This is a genomic window from Vreelandella titanicae BH1 (genome assembly GCF_000336575.1).
Taxonomy (GTDB): domain Bacteria; phylum Pseudomonadota; class Gammaproteobacteria; order Pseudomonadales; family Halomonadaceae; genus Vreelandella; species Vreelandella titanicae.
Genome location: NZ_AOPO01000017.1, coordinates 1 through 24,958, shown reverse-complemented (window position 1 = coordinate 24,958; position 24,958 = coordinate 1). Strand labels below are relative to the sequence as shown.

The 24,958-nt window shown below is 47.1% G+C and carries 18 protein-coding genes; all 18 read right to left on the bottom strand.

Annotation, left to right across the window (positions count from 1 at the left end; genetic code table 11):
• Positions 1-124: 124 nt before the first annotated feature.
• The gene (gene glmS, locus HALTITAN_RS21030; protein WP_009288289.1) at positions 125-1,978 is read right to left on the bottom strand and encodes a glutamine--fructose-6-phosphate transaminase (isomerizing); all 1,854 of its coding nucleotides are present in this window, start codon (positions 1,976-1,978) and stop codon (positions 125-127) included.
• Between the two features lie 143 nt (positions 1,979-2,121).
• Positions 2,122-5,418 (bottom strand): heparinase II/III family protein, encoded by a 3,297-nt coding sequence (locus tag HALTITAN_RS21025; RefSeq protein WP_009288288.1) that lies wholly within the window; start codon positions 5,416-5,418, stop codon positions 2,122-2,124.
• An 18-nt stretch (positions 5,419-5,436) separates the two neighbouring features.
• Complete coding sequence (locus HALTITAN_RS25480; protein ID WP_161609191.1) at positions 5,437-5,712, bottom strand: hypothetical protein; 276 nt, start codon at positions 5,710-5,712, stop codon at positions 5,437-5,439.
• A gap of 116 nt (positions 5,713-5,828) precedes the next feature.
• Positions 5,829-6,149, bottom strand: a complete 321-nt coding sequence (locus HALTITAN_RS21020; RefSeq protein ID WP_039860430.1) for a hypothetical protein — start codon at positions 6,147-6,149, stop codon at positions 5,829-5,831.
• Positions 6,150-6,201: 52 nt separating this feature from the next.
• Positions 6,202-7,101, bottom strand: coding sequence for a sulfotransferase domain-containing protein (locus tag HALTITAN_RS21015; protein WP_009288287.1), 900 nt, complete (start codon positions 7,099-7,101; stop codon positions 6,202-6,204).
• 1 nt (position 7,102) lies between these two features.
• A complete protein-coding gene (locus tag HALTITAN_RS21010) occupies positions 7,103-7,909 on the bottom strand; it encodes a hypothetical protein (protein WP_152419294.1) in 807 nt (268 codons plus the stop codon).
• A gap of 15 nt (positions 7,910-7,924) precedes the next feature.
• The gene (locus HALTITAN_RS21005; RefSeq protein WP_161609190.1) at positions 7,925-8,767 is read right to left on the bottom strand and encodes a glycosyltransferase; all 843 of its coding nucleotides are present in this window, start codon (positions 8,765-8,767) and stop codon (positions 7,925-7,927) included.
• Between the two features lie 14 nt (positions 8,768-8,781).
• Positions 8,782-14,733: a glycosyltransferase gene (locus HALTITAN_RS21000; protein ID WP_009288284.1), complete on the bottom strand. Its 5,952-nt coding sequence runs from the start codon at positions 14,731-14,733 to the stop codon at positions 8,782-8,784.
• 59 nt (positions 14,734-14,792) lie between these two features.
• The gene (gene wecC, locus HALTITAN_RS20995; RefSeq protein ID WP_039860426.1) at positions 14,793-16,073 is read right to left on the bottom strand and encodes a UDP-N-acetyl-D-mannosamine dehydrogenase; all 1,281 of its coding nucleotides are present in this window, start codon (positions 16,071-16,073) and stop codon (positions 14,793-14,795) included.
• Between the two features lie 147 nt (positions 16,074-16,220).
• The gene (wecB, locus tag HALTITAN_RS20990; RefSeq protein WP_009288282.1) at positions 16,221-17,336 is read right to left on the bottom strand and encodes a non-hydrolyzing UDP-N-acetylglucosamine 2-epimerase; all 1,116 of its coding nucleotides are present in this window, start codon (positions 17,334-17,336) and stop codon (positions 16,221-16,223) included.
• On the bottom strand, positions 17,333-17,815 hold the full coding sequence (locus HALTITAN_RS24580) for a hypothetical protein (protein ID WP_009288281.1): 483 nt from the start codon (positions 17,813-17,815) through the stop codon (positions 17,333-17,335). Before HALTITAN_RS24580 ends, wecB begins: the two co-directional genes overlap by 4 nt.
• Before the next feature lie 184 nt (positions 17,816-17,999).
• Positions 18,000-18,545, bottom strand: coding sequence for a dTDP-4-dehydrorhamnose 3,5-epimerase (gene rfbC / locus HALTITAN_RS20980; RefSeq protein WP_009288280.1), 546 nt, complete (start codon positions 18,543-18,545; stop codon positions 18,000-18,002).
• Positions 18,546-18,613: 68 nt separating this feature from the next.
• Positions 18,614-19,528, bottom strand: coding sequence for a glucose-1-phosphate thymidylyltransferase RfbA (gene rfbA, locus HALTITAN_RS20975; RefSeq protein ID WP_009288279.1), 915 nt, complete (start codon positions 19,526-19,528; stop codon positions 18,614-18,616).
• A gap of 82 nt (positions 19,529-19,610) precedes the next feature.
• Complete coding sequence (gene rfbD / locus HALTITAN_RS20970) at positions 19,611-20,504, bottom strand: dTDP-4-dehydrorhamnose reductase (RefSeq protein WP_009288278.1); 894 nt, start codon at positions 20,502-20,504, stop codon at positions 19,611-19,613.
• A 123-nt stretch (positions 20,505-20,627) separates the two neighbouring features.
• Entirely contained in the window at positions 20,628-21,788 is a 1,161-nt protein-coding gene (locus HALTITAN_RS20965) for a dTDP-glucose 4,6-dehydratase (RefSeq protein WP_009288277.1), read from the bottom strand.
• 58 nt (positions 21,789-21,846) lie between these two features.
• Positions 21,847-22,755 (bottom strand): ABC transporter ATP-binding protein, encoded by a 909-nt coding sequence (locus HALTITAN_RS20960; RefSeq protein WP_022524128.1) that lies wholly within the window; start codon positions 22,753-22,755, stop codon positions 21,847-21,849.
• 66 nt (positions 22,756-22,821) lie between these two features.
• Complete coding sequence (locus HALTITAN_RS25035) at positions 22,822-23,172, bottom strand: four helix bundle protein (RefSeq protein WP_083868871.1); 351 nt, start codon at positions 23,170-23,172, stop codon at positions 22,822-22,824.
• A 68-nt stretch (positions 23,173-23,240) separates the two neighbouring features.
• Positions 23,241-24,698 (bottom strand): MBL fold metallo-hydrolase RNA specificity domain-containing protein, encoded by a 1,458-nt coding sequence (locus HALTITAN_RS20955; protein ID WP_039860421.1) that lies wholly within the window; start codon positions 24,696-24,698, stop codon positions 23,241-23,243.
• Positions 24,699-24,958: the final 260 nt, after the last annotated feature.

Sequence of the window (24,958 nt, the reverse complement as noted above, 5' to 3'; positions counted from 1 at the left end):
ACCACGCGCTACTAAATCTCACATGCACATTAAGGTGAGGATTCCAAGGCCATGTGCACGTAATCACGCCACTGGAATCGAGTGATTGCACCCGCGGGAGGCGTCGGAACGACGCCCATTGGCACTACTCTACTGTCACGCTCTTAGCCAGATTACGCGGCTTATCCACATCCGTGCCTTTCACAAGCGCTACGTGGTAGGAAAGCAACTGAAGCGCTACCACGTGCAACACCGGCGAAAGCAGGCCGTAATGCTCTGGCATCATCAGTACATTGACGCCTTCAGAGGACTTCACGGCACTGTCGCCATCGGCAAACACATACAGCTGGCCGCCACGGGCGCTGACTTCCTGCATGTTGGCTTTTAACTTCTCCAACATCTCGTCGTTGGGGGCCACCACGACGACGGGCATTTCTGCATCGACCAACGCCAAGGGGCCATGCTTCAGCTCACCCGCTGGGTAAGCTTCGGCATGGATATAGGAGATCTCTTTAAGCTTAAGCGCACCTTCCAATGCAATGGGGTAGTGGCGACCACGGCCCAGAAACAGTGCGTGCTGCTTGTCGGCGAACTGCTTTGACCACGTTTCAATACTCGGTTCCAGTGACAGCACTTTATCTACCGCAATGGGAAGGTGACGCAACTCATCAAGGTAGGCTTTTTCATCTGCTTCACTTAAGCGCTGGTTGGCTTTGGCAAGCAGCAGAGTAAGCAGGAACAGCGCGCTTAGCTGAGTGGTGAACGCCTTGGTAGAGGCAACGCCAATTTCCGGCCCGGCGCGGGTAATAAATCGCAGCGCTGTTTCACGCACAATGGCGGATTCCGGTACGTTGCAGATCGCCAAGGTATGAGTATGGCCTAACGATTTAGCGTGGTGAAGCGCCGCCAGCGTATCCGCCGTTTCACCAGACTGTGAGATAACCACCACCAGCTGTTTAGGATTAGCGACGCTTTGGCGGTAACGGTACTCGCTGGCGATTTCGACGTTGCAAGGAATGCCCGCCACTTGCTCAATCCAGTACTTGGCGGTCATGCCCGCATAGCTGGAGGTACCGCAGGCCAGGATCAGCACGGCTTCCACCTGGTCGAAAATATCAGCGGCTTCCGCACCGAAGATGCCCGGTTGTAGCTGCCCCGCCCCACTAATCATTTCCAGCGTATTGCTAAGGGCCTGGGGCTGCTCGAAGATTTCCTTCTGCATGAAGTGGCTGTAGTCACCCAGCTCTACCGCATTAGCGCTCAGGTTTGAAGTAATGACCTTACGCTCAACCGGCTGGCCAATACCATCAACGACAACCACTGCTTCGCGACTTAAACGAGCCACATCGCCGTTTTCCAGATACATCAAACGCTTGGTAGTGGAGATAAGTGCGGAGGCATCCGAGGCGGCGTATTGCCCATCATCTCCAATGCCCAACATTAGCGGCGAACCTTCACGGGCAACCACTAAGCAATCCGGCTCATCTTCACTAATCACTGCCAGGGCAAAGGCACCTTTCAGGTGTTCAACGGCGCACTGCACGGCAGAAAAGAGGTTTTCGGCAGGCTCACCAATTTGGCCTTTAAAGCAGGCTTGAATCAGATGGGCGATGGTTTCGGTGTCAGTATCTGATGTGAACTCATACCCCAAGCCCTGAAGCTGAATGCGCAACGCTTCGTAGTTTTCGATAATGCCGTTGTGCACCACCGCCAGCCCGCCGGAAATATGCGGGTGGGCATTACGTTCAGCCGGAACGCCGTGAGTGGCCCAACGGGTGTGAGCAATACCCACATTACCGTTGAGCGACTTTTCCTTCACTAAAGCGGCCAATTCAGCCACACGGCCTTTAGAGCGGGCACGCTGCAAACCACTGCTGTGCTCACCCGATAGCAACGCCAATCCTGCTGAATCGTAACCGCGATACTCCAATGTAGATAAGCCTTCCAGAAGAAAGGCGGTGCTATCCTTTGCGCCAACCGCGCCTACTATTCCGCACATAAATAATCCTGTGTGTGGTGATCAAATAACAGTGAGTTATCAATGATAAATAACAAATAATGAAAAAAAGGGGCTGAAATGTTGCTCTTGGTAACAAAAACCACGAGACACCGACTAAAAATGCGGTCAGTCGACCCGCCCTCTTAGCTTCGGCTCAAAACACCAAGCCCATTTTTCCGAGACACATACTCAAACTCAAAACCATGGCGACTTGCCCATTGCTTGCAAAACTCTTCTTCAGTTGGAGCACTCATACCATTCACCCATAACTGAGCTTGAGTGCTTAAGCGTTCAAGCAAAGCAGGTAGCGCTAGATAGCAAGAAAGGTCAGAGCCTTTCTCAAATGAGCTGGCAATCCAAACAAAATCGACCGCTTCTAAATCTTCTAACAGCTCAACGGGAAACCAACAGGTGTTTTGCTGTGGCGGTGAAGCAATAACATTATCACCCTCCCAAGGCGTCAAATCCCCCGTTCGCCACTCAACCCATGACTGAAGATAGTTTTCTTTTAAGCTTTTCTTAACATTTTCTGCGCGCTCTTCACTATTTTCTAAAATCACCAAGCACCCTATCCCATTTTCCCGCAAGGCTTTAGCGATCCCGATAGTTGCGTCCTCAGCGCCACAGGTCACCACTACAAGCGGCTTTTCACGACGTAGTTGGTCGTATAGATAATTAATTATATTGTTTGAAGTTAATCCCTGAGCACTGCTAGCAACACTGTTATCTTTGCCATCCAAGCCAAAGCTGGGCAGTACATGCTCAAACGAGAAACGTGTTTTAACAGCAAGCTCAGCATAGTCTTCATAAGTCACCTTAATAACCTGACTAGGCTCGTAGTGGTTAGCTTTATAAGAAATACAGCTAAACACCTTGTCTTCTTTAACCCCCTTGGCAACAGAGATATTATTTGGCTCGGGGCCATCAACATCAATGATCATCTCTTGCCCACTAGTACTTGTTACGGTGACCTGATTGCCATTTACCGTTACGGTTTTATTCTTTGGTATATGCCACTGCAAGGTAAAGTTACGTGGTTGGTTATCCTCGCTAACGAAAAGGTCTTCAATGACTAACACTTTATCAACAGAACTAAAGCAGACATGACGGTTTTGAACCACAGGCTGGAGCACTTCGAGCTGCATGGCAATATGGGGCAGCACCTCCCTCTCGCTATAATCGGCAACTTTCCAAGCAGCTAACCTGTGTTCAAAATCTTTGCCGTAGGAAGCATTGGATATCAACGGAACATTATGCCCCTGGCGCCCGCGCATATACTTCCTTATCGGATCTTTATTAATATAGTTATAAAGACCTGAATCAATCAGCCAATCTTCCCCCCCGGCATAAACACTAACGTGCCCTTCATCTTGCTGGTGATGGTAGCGACTAGAGCAGCCCACCTTAGCAATTGCATGGAAGGCTTGCTTGTACTGATCTCTTTCTGGCCAACAGTCTCTAAAAACAGCATAACCCGATTTAGGATACACCACGTTCAACTGCTTAGGCTTAATACCTTGCTTACCTTGACTTAACGCATATAAAAAATGCTGGTACTCATTAGTGCTACCAAACATCTCTTTGTAAGCATCGCTGGTGGGTAATTGCTCAGTATCACCAATAGGGGGCAAAAGGCCATCTGGCCGTAAAATATGGGTAATAAAATTTAGGGCTTTTGCTGAAAACTGACTGAATTGGCTGGCCAGGTCACCCAGTACATCGTTAGAGTAGTCTTTGATAATACCTAAAAATACTTTAAAAACAAAAATGTGGTAAGCAGGGCTATTTTCTACATGTACGCCTTCGTTTGTGAACGCAAATTGCAACTCACAGCTAATACGCTGAATTGCAATTTGTTGCCATTCCTCAGCTTGCTTGCCTTCAAACACTGTACCTAGCAGTAGTAGTACCCGCGCTTGTTCCAAGCCATGGTTAGTGTGTTCTGAATAGAAGCTGTCTTTTGCCAGCCATTCGGCATGCACCACTAATGCTTGTTCTAAATAGGTAAGAAACGCCGCATTTTGAGTAGTCCACTCTGGCGCATTATCTCTGCAATAGTAAGAAAACAGTACTAACTGTTCGGCACGCAGGGCCGTCGCATGATCATGCCAGATAAATTCAAACGGATATTCGGTATCGGTTTCTAAATACGTACTCAACCAGGACGTGATAGCTTCTTTACCAAAGGTAAGAATCTCATCATTATTTGATTGTTGATGATAGGCAAGTAGGTAGGAGAGAAATGAAAGCCAGTTAAGCCGCCACTGCCAACTGCGATTATTAAGAGGATCTTGCTCCCAGCTTCCCCAGCCCGTGAAACTTACTGGTGCGAAGGGGGCAAGCTCAATCTTTTTTGCGGTAAATAGTTTTTCTCCAAGAGATACATTAGAAGACGCTGTAACCACCTGCTCTATTTTTTTAACTACACAGCGTTCAAGCTCAACCGAATCCATTGTTTTTAAGGGCATAAGCGAAGAATCTTCATATTGTAAGGATTGATTAAGCCTACAGTCCCGCTGATATTGGGACAACCACTCGTAAGCTTTTTTAGATAACGATAATAACTTATTATTATTTACACCTAGCTCAGGGTTCTGCGCGGGGAGAACCGTTAATAGCCAGCCTGCATCTAACTGCTGCAAATCAGCCTCATTGGCACGATCTGCAAGCGTAAGCGCTGTACGGCTGCCAAGGGGACAACAGTGGCTTAGCACATGCAACCAGGTGTTTCTCTCACTTACAGATGGTGTAGCTGCATTAATCTGTCGAATCAACTCAACCTCTTCCGGCTGTAAGCTAACATTACTCAACTTAGGAGTGTCTACAGAAAAATGACCATTAGTTAGCCAACTTATCACATCATTCACTACGCTCTGTTGGTAGTCAAATACTTTAACTGGCGCATTCGAAACATATTTTAACGTTTCAATCACACCATCTAAATTTGTTAATTTTCTCACTACCGCAAGCTTTGAAAAATCAGCCTGGGTTAGAGACGTCCCATAAAATTCAACAAGAGAAGATGGCTGATTGACAACAGCTTGTTTATAGTACGAAGTCAAAAAACCATTAATTTCTCTATGTATAACAACAATTTCCAATGAACCAAATCGCTTTATGCCGTCAAAAAGCCTTACCCATAAGCTAGAATCAATATTATATAATTGATTAACAATAGATTCCGTTGATAGAAAAACGGTATGCACATCTTTTGCGCTATCCAACTCTATCTTGAGCAGTGCTAATGCTTTATCAACCTTGTTCAACCGCACCAGCCGAAAAATCTCTTCATGCTTAGAAGAGCCCTTCGAAATTAAGGAGGAAGGGTACAAAAACCCATTCTGCTCAAGCAAAACAGATGAATCTAAAAGAGCATCTTGCAATGAAGTAGATGCAGCTTTTGGATACCCAACATGAATGACAAATCTATATTTTTTCACTTAAAGCCTTTACAATAATCATAGAGCAGGATAGCCAAAATTAGTTATTTCAAAATTATGTAAACTTCTAATTTTATTCTTAAGCTCTGGATGATTACAATATATGGTTTCAAGGTCATATGACGCATTGCTTCTGATTCCAGACTTGGCTTTTATATTTCGAAATGTATCGTACAAACCTTTAAGATTAGATACAGACCTTTTCAGTTCCAAAATATCTTCTTCAAAATTCTCATACCGGATAAAGCGATCAATAATCATTTTATCCTTGATAAAATATTGCTTATGATTCACACCGAGGTATGAACTTCCCTTTCCATCAATATACCATTCCGTAAGCTTAGATATATCTGTTTCAGAACCATACTGATAATAAAATAAAGATATATACACATCAAAGGGGTTACGAACTATGGTGCACTTTCCACTTTATTCCATATAGTGTATCCAAGTTTCTTTTCGGCTTCCGACGCTGAAATATGATTATTAAATACTTGCGTACCGTTTTGATTCATGTAGTTTTGGCAAGAGGCGAAGCCCAATTCTTTTCTTGCTCTTTCGTCGTCAGGTGATATAGGTGTAATGATATCCCCTGCCTTAGCATAGCGGCTTAAGGCCATCTCAAAGGAAGTTCCTGCAACTTTTCTAGTTTTCAAAAAAATTATTTTTTCATTATTAAGAAAAACCATAAAAACCCTTAATTCATATAAAAAAGGAAAACTAACCTTCATTTCACTTTAAAAGGGTAACAAGAACCATTGTATATTTAGAGCACCGTTTTTTTTATTTACAGTAATTATATTTAATCAATAATTTTTCTAATCTTTTACTCAAATAACCTCTAGCCCAGTCATAATTTTTTCTATCACCCAGATAGACATTTGTCAATGCATTACCACCCTTCTCAACAGCCTTTAACTCTGACTTCATCGAAGTTCTGTCAATAGAGTGCTGCAACTGATCTTCAGTAACTTCCATCTCTATCAATTCGACAAGCTTTTTTAAATTACTCAGTGGAGAAGCAACAAAATCCTCATACTTCACTATTGCATCGAAGCTGGTTTCGTCTAAGTTCGAGAAGAAACTTTCAACATAAACGCAATTGCGTTCGAGATACTGTTGATCATCTAGCGAAGGGGCAACATCATTCTTGTATTCATCTTTCCTAAATGTTCTAGAAATGACGACATCTACAGGGTTTCTTAACAATAAAACTGTACTTTTGTTAATACTGTATTCAGACATCTGCTGATGTTTGGCCAAGTGTGCAGAGTTGCTCAACGTTGCGGTTAAGGCATCTTTGTGAATGCCGCCTGAATGCAACAAGTATATAACATCTAAAAATTCATTAGCCGACTTTTTATTTAAATTCTTTAATGAAGACCTCACTTTTGGTGGTAGATAAATCTCGCCACCATTATAAAACCCAGGCAATAGGCCCAGCATAGCCTCAATCCAATGTGAACCGGAGCTTCCTGTATTTATTAAATACAAATGCTTTGCATTAAATCTTCCTCTAATTTTAGCCACTGCTAATAGTTCATCTATACACTCATCTTTATCCGAAGAAGATTCTCCAGCATAGGCATCAAGAGCACGCATAATCTTGACTACATTTCTTTTGTGCGTAGGCGGCCAAAACCGCTCTGCATTTAAGATATAATCTTTTACACCAAGTGACATATCAACAACCTAATCTGTCGAGCCAATTAAGATTCAAATTTTCATTTTCAAATATTGATTCTATTATAGATAATTCTTTTTCTCTACCAACTGATCCATGACCAGCTTCTAAATTGTCGTATTCATAAAAAGAAGCATCGAAACTGATTTCTTTTGATAAACACCACTCGCGATAAGGCTTAAAATGATTTTTATAATGAAAAGTATCTTTTATGTTTTGTATGTAAAACAAACGGAATGAGCTATCAACACTGCGAGCGTCAAACCTTTCATGAAATTGGTGTTTACAATCTATTGAGTCCAATCCAGGAAATAGCACGGGCAACATCTTATCAAATGCTGGGTGAATGCTAGCATCAATTTGTATATTGCCAACCAGAACATTACAGCCATTGAGTTTTTCAGCTATCTTGAGAGCAGGTATACCACCAGCAGAGGTACCAAATAGTAGTATTTTTTTATTGTTAACTCTCTCTTTTTCAAAAAATAACTTGAGTATTTGAGCAATATATTCCCCGTAATAGCGAGATTTGGTACCACAAAACCAAGTGTTAGTTAGCTTTCTATGGAAAAGAATACCTGGATCGAATAACGAGATAACATTTGGCTCTATAAACTTACTATACGAAGAGCGCTGAAATATTGGCATTGGCTTTTGCCTAGAACAAGCTCCTGGTGTAAATACGATCCATTTATCAGAGCCTTTGAAGTCTAAATATATCGGAAAATGTACATTTCTGTAGATTACAATAAAACTGTGTTCATTATGAAAGTTTTTTGCTTCATGTAAATTATAAAAAAACTTCAAGAAACACCTCACTATTCAAATAGGCAAATTATCAAAATTTTTTCGTACCCTTCCTAAACCAACACGCTTCTCCTTTTGCTTGCGATACTCAATTTTTAGCCTATTATTTCTTTCATTCTCATCTAATCTATACATCCTATCTGACAGCTCAGTGTTAATTCTTACAAAAGATCGCTTATCATTATAATCAATAACTTCATAATTTTTGTCTATTTTTACATGATTACCACATTTATATATATTATCTTCAACAACCTCATCAATGTCGTTATAATATTTAATGTAAGCTAAACCTATAGCAATCTTGCTAAACTCATACTCTGAAGCGCCGATCACATTAAAACCGTCAGATTCAACGTACAAATTAAACCCTGAACTAAAACTAATCACTTTTTTGTCGTTATCTACTGTTAAGTAATCAGATATAACGTTAACATAATCATCAAATAATACATCATCATCATCAAGCCTTGCAGTTGCACAAAGCACTGGGGATTCTTTATATGCACATTTAAGAAAAGAGCTCATCGCCTTTCCGTAATTAACTTCCTCTGGTTTCATATAAGAAACGTTTAGCCATTCAGAATATTTTTCTTGCATCTTAACCAAGAACTCTTTGTTTGGTTTTGGCAGTTCTGTTGAACACATAACTAACACATGGAAATCTACATCACTTGCGTTACTACTATTAACCTTCTCAAGAGATGAGAGAAGATAATTTTCAAAGAAATACTCTCTCATGCCCATACGACTAGCGCTAAAAAGATTATTTTTATAAGAGAGATAATCTTTTTGACTTGCAGACATATGAAAGCCCTGAGTCTGTGCACTAAATAAAATACTATACCTGATTGTCAATAAAACACATTTCCTCAATTCACTTCCCCTTTTAATTTATTCAAACAAGCCTTCAAATAAACCGAGTTATTAAACCATTTATTAAGATCACTGCAATAATGAAAAGGTGAAAGATTCCACTTATGGTTACTATCTGCAACAAATAAATCCTCAGGATATTTTATAAAATTTTCACTAGGTAAGTACCTTGATAAAAAATCATACATTGAGCTTAGCCGCTCATTGGCTTTCTTAATATCTTCTTTGGTGTATTGCCCTATCCTTTCCACTTTATTTTCATGAAAGTCAATACTACTGGAGTAATATACTTCGTTCACAATCACTTTACTTATAAGATTTTTTTCCTGTAAAAGCCTCATTATCTCATGGGTACTTTCAAACCATAGAGACAACTTCTCATCAGAAGCATGCTTAACTATATTCAACTTCTTCCCTATCGCAGCTTTTCTATATTCACTTGATATAGTATGAAAAGAGCCATGGGTTTTATTTAAATTAAATCTTTCATCTATTAAATCAATGACAATTACATCTACATGAAAAGTATCGTTACGTATATTTTCAAGGAACTGCTTAGACATATCTGCATAAACCATACGCTTTTGCCAGTTCGAAGATATTTCTTTTAATACATCTTCATCTACATATGGCTTTGCCGTTAGAGACACAAAACTTGTTCTAGCAAAATAATCACAAAGAGATAACTCACTATCATTCGCCATCTCAAAGGGGTCTCTTGACACACAGCTTCCTAACACTAAGACTTTGGCAGGCGAACTTACTAAGTCAACACTTAAAAATTTTAAAATAACAAGAGCCGAATACTTGACATCAAAATTTTTAAACGAGTACAGCCTTATATCTTTTTGGTTATATTTCTTTAAGAAACTTGATACTATTTCATATTTGTTATGGATTACTTCATCTGGATATATTTCATGAGCCCCTTCCCAAGGCATGACAATGGGTATACAACCTGCAGCCATTCCCTCAGCAACGGCCAAGTGAAAGCTTTCATGGTCGCTAACAGATAACACATAATCGATCCCCGCGTACCACTCAGGCATATCGTTGCCCTGAGGGTCAAAATGCACGGCCCCTTTCAAGTCTGGGTCGCTCTCCAAACGTTGGTATTGGGCTTCATACCATGCCATTTCCTCGGGCCTGTTTTTCATCCAGGGATAATCTTCTGGTCGCTTACCTTTTATACGCAGTGTGTACTCTTTGTCTTCCTTGCGTAGCTCTTTCAGAATATCGAGCGCGCGGTCAAACCGTTTACTTTGAGGCACAATACCCACAATGCCCAATACTTTGCTATTAGTTGGTTTGCGTGGTACTGCTTGCAGAGCCTCAACATCCACACCGTTGTAGATCACGACACCATTCTTTTCTAGCACAGGATTTCGGGCGATTGCCTGCCTGAGCATGTGTGGGCCAACGAAAATAACTGTATCGAATGTCTCAAAAGGTACTTTATCGAAAAGCGGGCTTCTCAATTCTTGAGCATGTAATCGGCCAACGAGTTTTTGCCCTTCACGCATATGCTTTCCATACCAAATGGCATTACCCATCATCCATTCGCAGAAAATGGTGTCCGCTTGACGCACTAAGCGCTTGCTGGCTATTTCGTTATGCTGATTATGACCACTCCAGAAGTCCAGCAGTAAACGCATGCCTGCTTTTGTAAAGTAAGGGTAAAACGGCTTGATAAACTTTAGGTCGTGCCCAGCAATCACTACCGTTTTAACGGGCTCTACATTAGGTGCCTGAGCATAACGGTTGTGCGGCTTACGTAGCGCCAGTGTACTTTCGCCGTTAGCCCACTGCGCCAGCCCATTGAGAGGCAGTTGGCGGGCGGTATGTATTAGCTGTAAGCCTCGTTCTATCTGGTCGCTTTCACAGGCAACCCCTGGCCAGCCGCCACTTTCCAGTTGCTCACTTCGGATAAAGCCTATGCGCTTGTGCTCGGCATAGGTGGTTGTCCACGCTAGGTCTTCTATATCCTCTGCTTCAAGGCTTTCCAGCGCTGGCAATTCTGCATGCAGCCAATACTCGCCTGCTTGTGCTAACGCTCCGCTCGCTTCCTGGCAAGTTATACCTATCTCCTGTAGTAGCTCTTTGGCCCCAGGCAACCAATGGGAAGCGACTATGTGGCTAGGCAGAATGGTTTGGTCCACTAGGTTGTCAGCGGCAACCACAGAAACCGTTTCACAGTAGAGCTTGATGCTAGGCAGTTCCGGTGCTTTTACCACCATACCGGCTGTACGCAGCATCTGGGTTAACCGTGTTTGGGTGGTGTGGGCACGCATTACCGCCCTTGCCCCTTTCAATGCCACACGCCAACGGTAGGCGTCATGATGCATTAGGTTTTCAAGCGCTTGGGCTGCGTCGGCTTCCGTGCGCACCACATGCCCTGCCGCTTCCAGGTAGCGATTCATACCGAGTGCGGGGCCTGAAATGATGGGCGCGCCGCAGGCGGCGGCCTCCATTACCCGGCGGGAGAACATGGTGGGTGAATCCAGCACCGAATTCACGTTAATTTGCACCGGGTGGGCTTTGTAGGCTTCGATCATCTCTTCATAGCTGAGACTACCGGCCACATAGCTGCCCAAGCCACCAGGGTATTTATAGGGTGATTCAGGGTCGTCGTGCTGGCGGTCATAGATGGTAAGGCCAAGGGGTGCTGCCGCACTCATGATCTTATCCATGTACTCGGTACGCTCTGGGTAGCGCTTGCCGTAGTAAGTACCACCATAAGCTGCCGTGGGTTGCCATGCCCGCTTAGAAGGCAGCAGATTATGAATTTTAGGCGATGCGTAAAAAGCGCAGCTGCTAACGCTTTGTGTCAGTGCCCCTGGCGTTGTTAGGTAGGGGATTATCCGGCGGCTATCCGTGGTGAACACATGGTCACAAAGTGATGCGGCTTTACGGAAGCGGTCAAAGTGAACGGGGTCTTCTTTATTCCAGAACAGCGAGGGAATGCCCTGACTGCGGCAGTGCGCCAGCAATGCTCGCAAAGGCGCAAACTCCTCCTCGCCGTAGAAGCCAACCCGACGGTGCCAGACCCAGTCATTGCCCTTCCAGGCGGACTCAACGAAGAGTGCATCAATGGGTTGATCAGCTAATTCCTGCTGCCAGTTTTCAGGTGTAAGTTTAACTACGTTCACACCACTAGCCAGAGTGTCAGTGGTGAACTGATCTGCAATCAGCCCCAAGGTGATTTGATCTAGGCTTTTAGCTACTGTGGGTTTTGCAGTGCCCTGCTGGCTGTTGAGCACACGTTGCAGTGCATGATGGTAATTATTAGTAACAAAATTCCAGGTGCGTTCTTTTTCAATCCACTCGCGGGCTGCCTGGCCTAATCGAGCTCGCTCATCGGGCTGGGTTATCAGTTTTGTCAGTGCTTGCGTCAGGCTTTCAACGCTGTCTTTTTTAAACAGCAATGCACGCTGATTTTCACCGGCCATTACCTTATGCGGGGAAACGTCAGAAAGCACGACCGCTTTACCCATCGCCATGGCTTCGAGCGGTTTGAGCGGCGAAACCATTTCGGTCACTGCTGATGACAGGCGCGGTACGGGCATGATGTCCATGCAAGAGAGGTAACGCGGCACGGCGTCAAAGGGAACGCGCCCGGTAAACCGGCAATGCTCTTCTATACCAAGCGCTTTGGCCTTCGCCTTTACGGTATCAATAACTTTACCATCGCCCACCAGTACGAAAATGAAGTCCTGATGATTTTGCTTCAGCTTTGCCATCGCTTCCATTAAAAGCTCAAGACCTTCATAGGCCACGGCGCTACCTGCGTAACCAATTACCGGCACACCGGGCTTTAATTTTAGCTCGTGGATGATGGCAGGGTCTGGAGCAGTGGGCACAAAGGTTTCAGCATTAACGGCGTTGGGAATAACGACTATGCTTTCGCGCTTTACTCCCCAGCTCTCAAGCTCTGTGGCCAACTCATCGGTTAGCGTGATGACCAAGTCCGCCTCGCGGGCGGCTTGCTGCTCCAGCTCGCGCATTAGATGAAAGCGTTCTGAATCTGCCCACTCGGGCTGCGTAGAAGCCTGGGTAACTTCCCATAAGCCACGCACTTCATATACAAACGGTAAACCTAAACGGCGTGCAGCCATTAGCGCGGGCAGTGCAGTGATGTGGTTAGAGGCAGCAATAATGACTTCTGCACCGCTGGTCTGTGCTTCTCTTACATAATGGTCAGCTGCTTCTGCCAGGTAGTAATCCAGAGGAGTCTTATTGAGGTTCCACCCTGCTACGGCAGCGTAAGTAACGCCATCTACATTGGCTTCGTGGTAGCCTTTGTTTATCCCTTTTGTGCCTGCATCCCATGGAAAACCGGGGCGGGTAGTGGCTCGCACCGTCCAGCCAGCCTGCTGTAAACCTACTGCAATACCATGGGAGCGCGTTGAGTAGCCATTGGTGGCATGGGGTACTGATTGATGTAAACAGTAAAGCGCATGCCGGCGACGCGTCATTAACCCAGCGTTTGGCTGGCGCGGTGGCAACGGCCAGCCGCCCTTTAAGCGTGCCAATCCTTCAATAAAGCTCTGGAAGTCTCTTTTCGGCTTATCAAACTTAACGCCTTGTAGCTTCATTTCATGCAATATTGAAAGCGTGCTGGAAATATCGCCTTGTTTATAAAAGCGGCTATTGGCAGTGGCAAATGCTTCTTTAGCCGCTTTATCGTCCCATCCTTTGGCCGATGATTCTAACGCCTGCACTAAGGGTTTGATCTGCTCAAAAAAGATGATTTTGTCGCTTTGAGTGCCAACCTTTGGCGGCTGAGCCGTTAGATTTTGCTTTATTACGTTGGCGAGGCTTCCTGCATCGTCCGCTTTGAAGAAGCTAATCTGTTGATTAAACTGTTTTAAATCGACTAATGCCTTTACATCCGAAACTAATAGTGGCTTATTGAAAGCGGTGGCTTCCATTGCCTTCATCGGCGGAACCAAGTGGCATACAGGTAAACTTTTGCGCGGTATAACGACTTGATCAATGAGCGCGTAATAATCAGCCACTTGCTCATGGGGTACACGGCCAGTGGTGATCAGCCATGGGTAGCTGTGCTCACCGGTTTGCCCACCTAGCTTTTCTGATACGCCGTCGTCGCCCACCAATAAGAGTTTTACATTAACACTCTCATCTATAAGGGTTTGGCATGCAGTGACTAAAACATCCAAGCCTTCGTAGGCATTAAAACTGCCTACATAACCAACCACTTTATCTTCAGGACGAATACCCAGCTTACGTTTAAGGTCTTCGTTAGCTGGTCGTATAACCGGTAGTTTATTTACGCCATTGGCAATTATCTTGACTCTTGCTTCATCTACCCCGCGCTTCACAAGCTCTTGCTGCATAGGCTGGTTCAGGGTGAAAACACGCTGTGCCTGTTTCGCAACAAAGGCATCCCTTGCAGCCTCTTGTTTGAAGCTTTCAGTCAGTTCATAGCCTGGTTCTCTAGCCGCTCTGGAAAGCTCCCAAAATCCTCGAATTTCGTTATAGAAAGGAATGCCAAGTTTCTTGGCTGCCACGTAAGCGGGTAAGCCAATAATAAAATTAGATCCAGCTAGCACGACGCTGGGTCTGAAGACGTTGAACAGCTCGACAAATTTGTCTACTGAAGCCTTTAAGTGCTTTTCTTCCCCTTGGGGAGAAATGCCTTTTTCCCACCGGCTATGAATGTAGCGAACACCATCAACATCGCTAACGGGGGCTACCGTTTGCTCTGCGCCAAACTCCCATGGCCTGCCGGGTCGCACAAAACATAATGTTTCAAAGCCATGATCATTTAGCGCTTTTGCGATGCCTTGAGTACGAATTGCATAACCATTGTTGGCGTAACTTTGACCATGACTCACCACATAGGCAATGCGTTTAGCAATCGGGGCGTTCAGCGTTGCAATTTTTTGCTCCGCTAGTTGCTTAGCATAATTAAGCAATTCATCCATGGAAATCTAACCCTGATAATTAAAAAAAACACCCAACAACTAAAAAAGACTACTAAACATCAACCCAGCAAACCAACTGCATCAATCACATACTCTTTAAGCCGCACACTATCAGTATTTTTAATAAAACTTTTATGTTTAACTAAAACACATAATGCATCTGCTTGCGCAAGCGCTTCTTCAAGCGAAACAAGCTCAACATTAGGTAGATCTAATGATCTGGGGAGTGCTTCAATATTCGGTTCCACAATTTGAACGCGGCAGCCAAGTTCAGCCACTTTTTTTGCAATGCCTAATGCGGGGCTTTCACGTAGGTCATCGATATCTGGTTTGAAAGCCACACCTAGGCACGCCACGGTTAATTCGCTGCGTTTAGCATCTGGGTGTTGCTGGTGATAATACTCTAATGCCTCTTTTACGCGTTCTAGTACCCAAAGCGGTTTGGCATCGTTTACTTCACGGGCGGCACGAATAATTTTGGCTTGCTCTGGGCATGAATCAACAATAAACCATGGGTCAACCGCAATACAGTGACCGCCTACACCGGCCCCTGGCGTAAGAATATTGACACGAGGGTGGCGGTTAGCGAGGGCAATCAGTTCCCACACATTGATATCCAGCTCATGGCAAATGGTAGATAGCTCGTTGGCAAACGCTATATTGACATCGCGGAAGCTGTTTTCGGTAAGTTTGGCCATTTCCGCTGTGCGGGCGGTAGTGGCTACGCACTCCCCTTCCACCACGATTTGATACAGCGCGCAGGCAGCTTCTGCGCACTTAGCTGTCATGCCGCCAATGACGCGATCATTTTCCACCAGTTCACGGATCACGTGGCCCGGTAGAACACGCTCTGGGCAATGTGCAATACGAATATCAGACGCTTCACCATGGGTTTGCGGAAATGTAAGGTCTGGTCTAGCTTCTGCCAGCCATTCGGCCATTTGTTCTGTGGCCCCCACAGGGCTAGTCGATTCTAATACTACGAGATTACCGGGCTTTAGAACCTTAGCAATCGCTTTGCTGGCTGCTTCTATATAGCTAAGGTCTGCTTTGTGATTTTGCCCGTGTTCATCTGTATGGAACGGCGTGGGCACTGCCACCAAGAAGGCATCTGCAGGCTCAGGCGTTGTAGTAGCACGCAAGTAGCCCTCTTTAACAGCGGCACGCACGATGATGTCTAATTCAGGCTCCACAATGTGGATTTCACCGTTGTTAATCGTATCAACCGCGTGCTGGTTAACATCAACACCGATGACTTTCTGTTTACGTGAGGCAAATACGGCGGCCGTTGGTAGGCCAATGTAGCCCAAACCAATCATAGAGATAGTTTCAAATTTCATTGCTTGATTCCTTGATAAGTAGGCCACGGAAGCTCATGCGATTTGGCCACTGACACCCACTGAAAACACTGATAAACAATTTTAAATTGATATTTATGGCTTTTTTTTCGGTGCTTTCCGTGCCCTTCCGTGGCAAAAAATTAAGTACTAGACCGCTAAGGCATCGCGGATACGTTGGCAGGCTTTGCCATCGCCATAGGGGTTATGGGCATAACTCATGGCGTTGTAGGCTTGTTCATCGGTCAGCAACGTATTCAGTGCTTCGGTGATCTTGGCTACATCTGTGCCTACTAACTTAACGGTGCCTGCTTCAAGCGCTTCTGGGCGCTCGGTAGTGTCGCGCATTACTAACACTGGCTTACCCAGGGAGGGCGCTTCCTCTTGAATACCACCAGAATCCGTCAAGATAATAGCTGCCTGGTTCATCAAGTAAACGAAAGGTAGGTAGTCTTGAGGTTCAATCAGGTGCACATTCGTTACATCGGCTAATAACCGATTAACAGGCTCACGTACATTTGGGTTCAGGTGTACGGGATATAGAATTTGTGTGGATGGATGTGCTTTGGCAGTTTCCGCAAGCGCTTGGCAAATGCGCTCAAAACCACCACCAAAACTTTCCCGGCGATGGCCAGTTACTAATATTAGGCGTTTGCTGCTATCCAGCATAGGGAAGCGGGCCGCTAGTTCCGTCGCCAACTCAGGATTGTTTTTGAGCTTTTCAACAACGTCCAGCAGAGCATCAATTACGGTATTACCGGTAACATGTACAGTGGCTGGGTCAACACCTTCTGCTAGTAGGTTCTGCTTAGAGGTATTGGTGGGGGCAAAATGAACGGCAGCCAAAGCGCCTGTCAATTTACGGTTACCCTCTTCTGGCCACGGCGAATATAGATTACCGGTTCGCAGGCCTGCTTCTACATGCCCAACAGGAATTTGCTGATAATAGCAGGCTAACGTAGTGGCAAATGTCGTCGCTGTATCGCCGTGCACCAAGACAATATCGGGCTTGAATTCTTCCAGTATGGACTTTAACCCCTGGAGAATACCGCATGTGACGTCATTGAGATCTTGCCCTGGTTTCATAATATCCAGGTCATATTCGGGTTTCAGCTCAAATAGATCTAACACCTGATCCAGCATTTCACGGTGCTGTGCCGTCACACACACCTTGGATTCAAAGCGCTCGTCCGCTGCCAGTTGTAATGCTAGCGGGGCCATTTTGATAGCTTCAGGGCGTGTGCCAAATACCGTTAATACTTTCACAGAGACTCCATTTTAGGCGTTTGCTTATGATCTAACTTTTGAAATTCAAGTTCCTGGCATCTGATGTAATAGTGTTCTAATAACGCCTGAGTCTCTGCCAGTTGCTTAACTACTCCCTCACTGTTTTTATTTGGGCTAGCATGAACCTTGGCTAGTGCACTGGTTGTCTTGACTTCTTTTAGCTTGTTGCCAATCCCTTGCTCGTGGCTGGATACAATTGCGCGGCCTTCTTTTTTACCAAAACGAAGATAGTGCAAAAGGGGATTCATACCCTCTCTTTTAATATCTTCATGCTTAGCCAAATAGCCTGCTGTAGAAAACTGGCTTGATGGGTCACGCAGCATCTGCCACCCGTACTTACAGTAGTGGGCAGCAGGGTTTATATTGACTGCTTTTACATCGGGATAGCGCTCTATGTACCACCTAGCATCAAATAGCTCTGATGCTTCTACAAGCTGCGCTGCTTCGTGTGCTTTCACTGCAACTCTCCAGCTTCATCCATGGATTACGTTTCAATAAGAACAGGTACTTGCGCACCTTTATTAACATTAGGAGATAAGAAAGGCTCCTATATGGCAATCGTTTCGCCATTCAGTTCCTTATTAATGCGATTTTGCATTTGAGAAAGCGTTTTTTCTTTTGCCAAATCTATTTAGCTGCTTGTTAGGCAAAGGTGGGAGCCGCTTCGAAGGTAAGCCCTTGCTTATCTTTCTCTGAAAGCTGGGGCTCTACCCCATGATTTGGCCACTCAATCCCAAGTTGAGGGTCATTCCAGCTAATGCTCACTTCGTCACCAGGCGCGTAGTAATCAGTACATTTGTACTGGAACTCGGCTTTTTCGCTGGTCACGTAAAAGCCGTGGGCAAACCCAGGTGGCACCCACAGCAACTGCTTGTTCTCTTCGCTTAAGGTTACCCCTACCCACTGGCCGAACGTTGGTGAACTCTTGCGCATATCAACGGCGACATCGAATACTTCCCCTTGGGTAACGCGTACTAGCTTTCCCTGGGGCTGCTTATATTGGTAGTGCAGGCCCCGCAAAATACCTTGAACGGACTTGCTGTGGTTGTCCTGAACGAACTGGTAGTTACCACAGTGGATTTCAAATTCGCTTTGACGAAAGGTTTCCATGAAGAAGCCCCGCTCGTCGCCAAATACTTTGGGAGTGAGCAGGACTAGATCGGGAATGGTGAGTTTTTCGTAGTGCATAGATAGCTCGTGAAAGGTGAAGAGTTAGGTGTGAGGCGTTAAAAGCGAGGAGCAAGACTCCTCCCTCCTCACGTTTTACCCTTCACTTTTAAAAGGCGTTGGAGATATAGGCCGTACTGGGTTTTGGCGAGGGGCTTGGCGAGTGTGGCCAGGCGGTCGTCATCGATCCAGCCGTGTTGCCAGGCGATCTCTTCCAGGCAGGCGATTTTGAGGCCTTGACGGTGCTCAATGGTTTGCACGTATTGGCTGGCTTCCAGCAGGCTGTCGTGAGTGCCTGTATCTAGCCAGGCAAAACCGCGGCCCAAGCGTTCAACGCGCAGGTCGCCCCGCTCTAAATAGGCGTTATTGACGCTGGTGATTTCCAGCTCGCCACGCTCGGAAGGTTCTACGGCTTTGGCAATTTCAACGACATCGTTATCGTAGAAGTACAGACCGGTAACGGCATACGCCGATTTGGGTTTTTGTGGCTTTTCTTCGATGGAGATCGCATTGCCGTTTTCGTTAAACTCCACCACGCCAAAGCGCTCTGGGTCTTTAACCAGGTAACCAAATACGGTGGCACCGCTAGCCTGCTGGCTTGCTCGCTTTAGTTGGTCTGAAAAGTGCTGACCATGAAAGATATTGTCGCCTAGCACCAGGCAGACGGGGCTTTCGCCAATAAACTCTTCGCCGATAATAAATGCTTGGGCGAGGCCATCCGGGCTTGGTTGTTCCGCATACTGCAGGCTGATACCGAAATCTTCACCGTTGCCTAGTAGGTTCTGGTATTGGGGGAGATCTTCTGGCGTGGAAATAATCAGTATTTCACGAATGCCCGCTAGCATGAGCACCGAGATCGGATAGTAGATCATCGGCTTGTCGTAGATGGGCAGGAGCTGCTTGGATACACCGCGGGTAATGGGGTGCAGCCGAGTGCCGGAGCCACCGGCTAGAATAATGCCCTTTCTTTGTGAAGGGTTAGGTGTGAGGTGTGAGGTGGTCATGGTCTATCATCCGTGATGAAACAAGTAGTAGTTGTGAGGCGTGAGGGGTGAGGTGGGAGGTCTACTCCTCACATTTCACCCCTCACGCCTCACAGCATTCTGCAAGCGTTAGCGCTAGCTGGTGTTGCCAAACCGGTAATGTGACACCAAGCGCGGCCTCAAGTTTAGTCAGGCGCATACGTGAGTTGAGCGGGCGCTGGGCAGGAGTTGGAAATTCCACGGTGGGTATGCCACTCACGGTGCCGGATTGGGTCGCTAACTCTTCGCCAAGTACCTGTGCTTGCTTGAAAATCTCGCTGGCGAAGCCGTGCCAGCTGGTTTCCCCTCTTGGCGCCAGGTGGTAGATGCCTGATGTTATGTGAGGGGTGAGGGGTGAATTGTGAGGCGTGAACGCTAGCGCGGTGACTTGGGCGATTAGGCGTGCTGGGGTGGGCGCGCCTATTTGGTCGTTGACGATGCTAAGTGCATCGCGCTCGCGGCCCAGACGCAACATGGTTTTCATAAAGTTGTTGCCGCGGGCGGCGTATACCCAGCTGGTGCGGAAAATTAGATGTTGGCAGCCACTTTGGGTAACCGATTGGTCGCCTTCCAGCTTGGTTTGGCCATATACGCTCAGCGGTGCCGTGGGGCTGTCTTCCTGCCAAGGTGTTTCACCATCCCCTGGGTAGACGTAATCCGTTGAGTAGTGCACCAGCGGGATATTATGCTTGGCGGCATACTCGGCTAATTGTGCTGGCAGCTCGGCATTGAGGCGTTTGGCTTGCGCTGGTTCGCTTTCGGCTTTATCAACCGCTGTGTAAGCGCCTGCGTTGAGGATCAACGCAGGCTGGTGTTCAGCCAAGTAGGCGTCTACTGCATTGGCATCTGTTAAATCAAGTTCATGCCGTGTAGGGGCTAACACATTACCGAATAGGGAAAATTGGCGTTGTAGCTCAAAGCCGACCTGGCCGTTGCCGCCGGTAATGAAGATATTCATTGGGGATCCTTTTTATACACGTAGAAAGTTCGTGCATGTGGCAGCGCTTCGCGCTGCTTTCGCGGGTGCGCTAACGCTTACGCCGCGCTACGAAAAACTGACAATTCGGGCGCTTGTACAATCCTATACATTCCCTAGGCGTTGGCCTTGGTAGCTGCCGTCTTGGACGCGTTTCCACCAGGTTTCGTTGGCGAGGTACCATTGCACGGTTTTGCGTAAGCCGGTTTCAAAGGTTTCTTCTGGTACCCAGCCTAGCTCGCGTTCGATTTTGCTGGCGTCGATGGCGTAGCGGAGGTCGTGGCCGGGGCGGTCGGTGACGAAGGTAATTAGTTCTTTGTGTGAATCGTAAGTCGTGAATGGTGAATCGTGAGCCCCCTCTTTTGCCTTGCATGGCACCAACTTATCCAAAATATCGCAGATAGTTTCTACGACATGCAGGTTCGTTTTCTCGTTGTGGCCGCCGATGTTGTAGGTCTCGCCTACTTGCCCTTCTGTGGCGACTTTGATCAATGCGCGGGCGTGGTCTTCTACATACAGCCAATCACGGATCTGCTGGCCGTCGCCGTAAACCGGGAGTGACTTACCGGCCAGGGCGTTGAGAATCATCAGCGGAATCAGCTTTTCCGGGAAATGGAACGGGCCGTAGTTGTTCGAGCAGTTGGTGACTAGCGTGGGCAGGCCATACGTGCGCTGCCATGCGCGTACCAAGTGGTCAGAACTGGCTTTACTGGCCGAGTAAGGCGAGCTGGGGGCGTAGGGTGTCGTTTCTGTAAACAGTGAGGCGTGAGCGCGCTGCGCGCTTGTGAGGGGTGAGTTTTCCTCCTCACTCCTCGCTCCTGACTCCTCACATTCAGCCAGATCACCATAAACCTCATCCGTACTGATATGGTGGAATCGAAAAGCGTTGCGACGCTCGCCTTCCAAGCTATTCCAATAAGCGCGTGCGGCTTCCAGCAGTACGGCAGTGCCCACCACATTGGTTTGAATAAACTCTGCCGGGCCATCGATGGAGCGGTCTACGTGGCTCTCCGCCGCTAAGTGCATCACCACATCAGGCTGGTGCTGCTCGAACAGTTGTTGCATGGCCTGTGCATCGCAAATATCGGCCTGGGCAAAGGTGTAGCGCTCATTGGCTTCAACGCTTGCCAGGGATTCTAAATTGCCTGCATAGGTGAGTTTGTCTACGTTCACCACCTTATGGGCAGTGTTTTGAATAAGCTCCCGCACTACTGCAGAACCGATAAAGCCTGCGCCACCGGTAATTAAAAAGGTTTTGGTGTTCATAGTTCTCTTAATAGCCGATGTTAATGGGCTTTTCGCTGTGGCCTGATATCTTTAAACACTAGGCAGATTTGCGTTTTGCCTTGCGCTGCTGCTCTTCCAGCATTTCGAGGTGCTCGCGGGCAATTTTCGACGCTTTTACTGCCTTTTGAACTTCTTGATGAGCAATGGCAATGTCTTGCTGTGGCGCTTGGCGCTCTCGATAATCCTCTAGGTTTTCCTGTGCGGCTTTGAGCACCTGATGGCATTCTTGCAGGTGTTTTCTGGCACTGGGCACATCGCTAGGCAGTGCGGTGCCGTCGGTTTTGGCATCTACATCAATATGGTAGGCAGCGATAGCTTCGTTTACGTCATCGTACCAGTGCGCAGTCCCGTGCTTTAAGTAAACACCGGCTTGGCATAAATCCTTCAAAATGCCTTCTGAGTGAGACACCATGATTAGCGATGATTGGCCCACTTTCGATTCGAATAGCTCTTTTGCTTTGGCTTTGAAAGATCTATCGCCAACGGCGGTGGCTTCATCGGAGATATAGACGTCGAAATCGAACGCTAAAGAGAGGCCAAACGAAATACGCGAACGCATGCCTGAAGAGTAGGTGCGGATCGGTTCGTCAAAGGCTTCGCCTATTTCAGCGAAGTCTTCGACAAATTTGATTATTCGCGCCACCTCTTCTGAGCCACTGCCCTGTACACGAGCTACGAATTTGACGTTTTGGCGACCGGTCATGTTGCTTTGCATACCGCCCGACAGCCCTACGGGCCAGGAAACGCGGGTGTGGCGAATGACTTCACCGCGTTCTGGCGTATCCATACCGGCAATTAAACGCAGCAGCGTGGATTTACCCGCACCGTTGGCACCAATCAAGCCGACACTCACCCCTTTGGGGATCGTGAGGTTGATGTCTTTAAGCACCCAATCGCTGCCGTGGTGGTTGTGGTAGCGTTTGTAGAGATTTTTGATTTCAATCATTTTTGGTTTGTGAATTGTGAGTGGTGAATGGTGAACCGTGAGTCGTGAGTCGTGAGTCGTGAGTAATTATCGATTTTGTAAGTAACGTATTAAACCACCGAGTAAGCCAGAAACTTGGTGAATTAACTCGATAGTAGGAGTTACATCATTTACATAGCTAAGGCGCTGCCCAATGAGCAGCTGTGTTTCGAGTTCACTTAGAGAACCTCGTGCAATATACAAAAAGCGAATATAGTCCTTTGAACTACCTCTTGCTGCACCTTCAGCGATATTACTGGGTACGGATACTGCTGACCGTCTCATCTGACTAGTAAGTCCATATTTCTCCTCATCAGGAAATGCTGCTGAGATTTGATAAATTTGTTCTACCATATCCATAGCTTGTTGCCATACACGCAACTCCTGATGCTTCCTCATTACCGCCCCTCACCACTTAGCATTTCCAACTCACCCCTCACAATTCACTACTCACTACTCACTACTCACTACTCACCATTCACCACTTTCACCTGCTTGCCTTTTCGGTGATAAAGAGTTTCGAGTTCAACTTTGAGCGCTGCGCGGGCGGTTTGTTCACCATGTACCAAGCGGATGGTATGGGGCCAGCGGCGCATGCGTTTTACGAAGTTGAGCAGGTCTTTTTGGTCTGCGTGGGCGGAGTAACCGCTGATGGTGGAAACGCCCGCTTTTATATCAAACCGTTCGCCGTCGATAGTTACCCAGCCGCCCTGTGGGCCGTATTGCTGTATATCCCGCCCTGGGGTGCCTGCGCCTTGGTAGCCCACAAACAGCACTTGGTGGCGTTCATCGCCGAGCATGGCTTTTAGGTAGTTCATGATTCGCCCGCCTGCACACATGCCGCTGGCGGCAATGACTAGCGCCGGTCGGCCTGTTTTGGCCAGATATTCAACGGTTTGCTCGTGCTCTGCGTGGCTATCCACGGTGTAGATATTGGCGAAGTTGAGTGGGTGGCGGCCACTGCGCAGGCGCCCTTGAGCTTCTTTATCCCAATAGGGCTTTAGCTCGCGATAAACCTTTGTAAAACGGGCTGCTAGCGGTGAATCGACAATGATTTCCAGTGACTGCCACTGCGGCGAGCGCGCTTGATGAATAATGGTTTCTAGCTCGTAGAGCAGCTCTTGGGTGCGGCCAATACTAAACGCAGGCACCATCACCGTGCCACCGTTAGCAAGTGCTTGCTCTACGGCGGCTTTTAGGGTGGCGCGGCGCTGGCGGCGGTCTGGGTGTTGGCGGTTGCCATAGGTGCTTTCGAGTACCAGTTGGTCGCAGCCGTAGGGGGATTTAGGCGCAGGTAGTAGCGGTGCGTATGGGGCACCTAAATCGCCGGAGAATACGATGCGCTCTTTTTCACCGGTTTCAGCATCCTGGTAGCTCACTTCAACGTAGCTGGAACCTAGAATGTGCCCTGCCCGTTTTAGTTTTACCCGTGTGGTGCCTGTGCTTTCACCTATCTCTGCGTTTTCAGTCGTGCTTGCGCTAGCGACGGTGTGGTCGCTTACTTCGCTTACCCTGCCTATGTTGTGCCATTTGCCGTAGGGCACGCTAACGATTTGCTTTTCGAGCTGCGCTTGAAAGCGCTCGATCAGTTGGGCGTTGCGGGTGAAGCCAATTTTTAGCGCGTCTTCAATCACCAGGGGCAGCAGCTTGGCCGTGGGGATCGAGCAGATAATCGGGCCGGCGAAACCCGCCGCCAGTAAGTAAGGCAGCCTGCCCACGTGGTCAATATGGACGTGGGTAATGATGAGCGCCTTAACGGTGCTGATATCGAATTCAATTTGCAGCTGCTCGAAGCTATCTTCCGCGGCGTCTTCCCCTTGGAAGAGGCCACAATCCACCAGTAGGGATTCGTGTCGATTGAGTAGCAGTTGGTGACAGCTGCCCGTTACCCCAGTGGCCCCGCCGTGGTGAATGATGTCGAGCATGTGAAACCGTTAGTGGTGAATTGTGAATTGTGAATTGTGAGGTGTGAGGTGTGAGGCGTGAATCGTGAATCGTGAATCGTGAATCGTGAATCGTGAATCGTGAATCGTGAATCGTGAACAGTTTGGTGTCGGCGCAATCGTGTGAATAGCGCGGAGCGGTGCCGGGAGTTGGCTATGTGCCGTTGGGCGTCGTTCCGACGCCTTTCGCGGGTGCCCACGAACGCTCGCTGAACTCGCTTTCTCGTTACCAGCGCTACGGG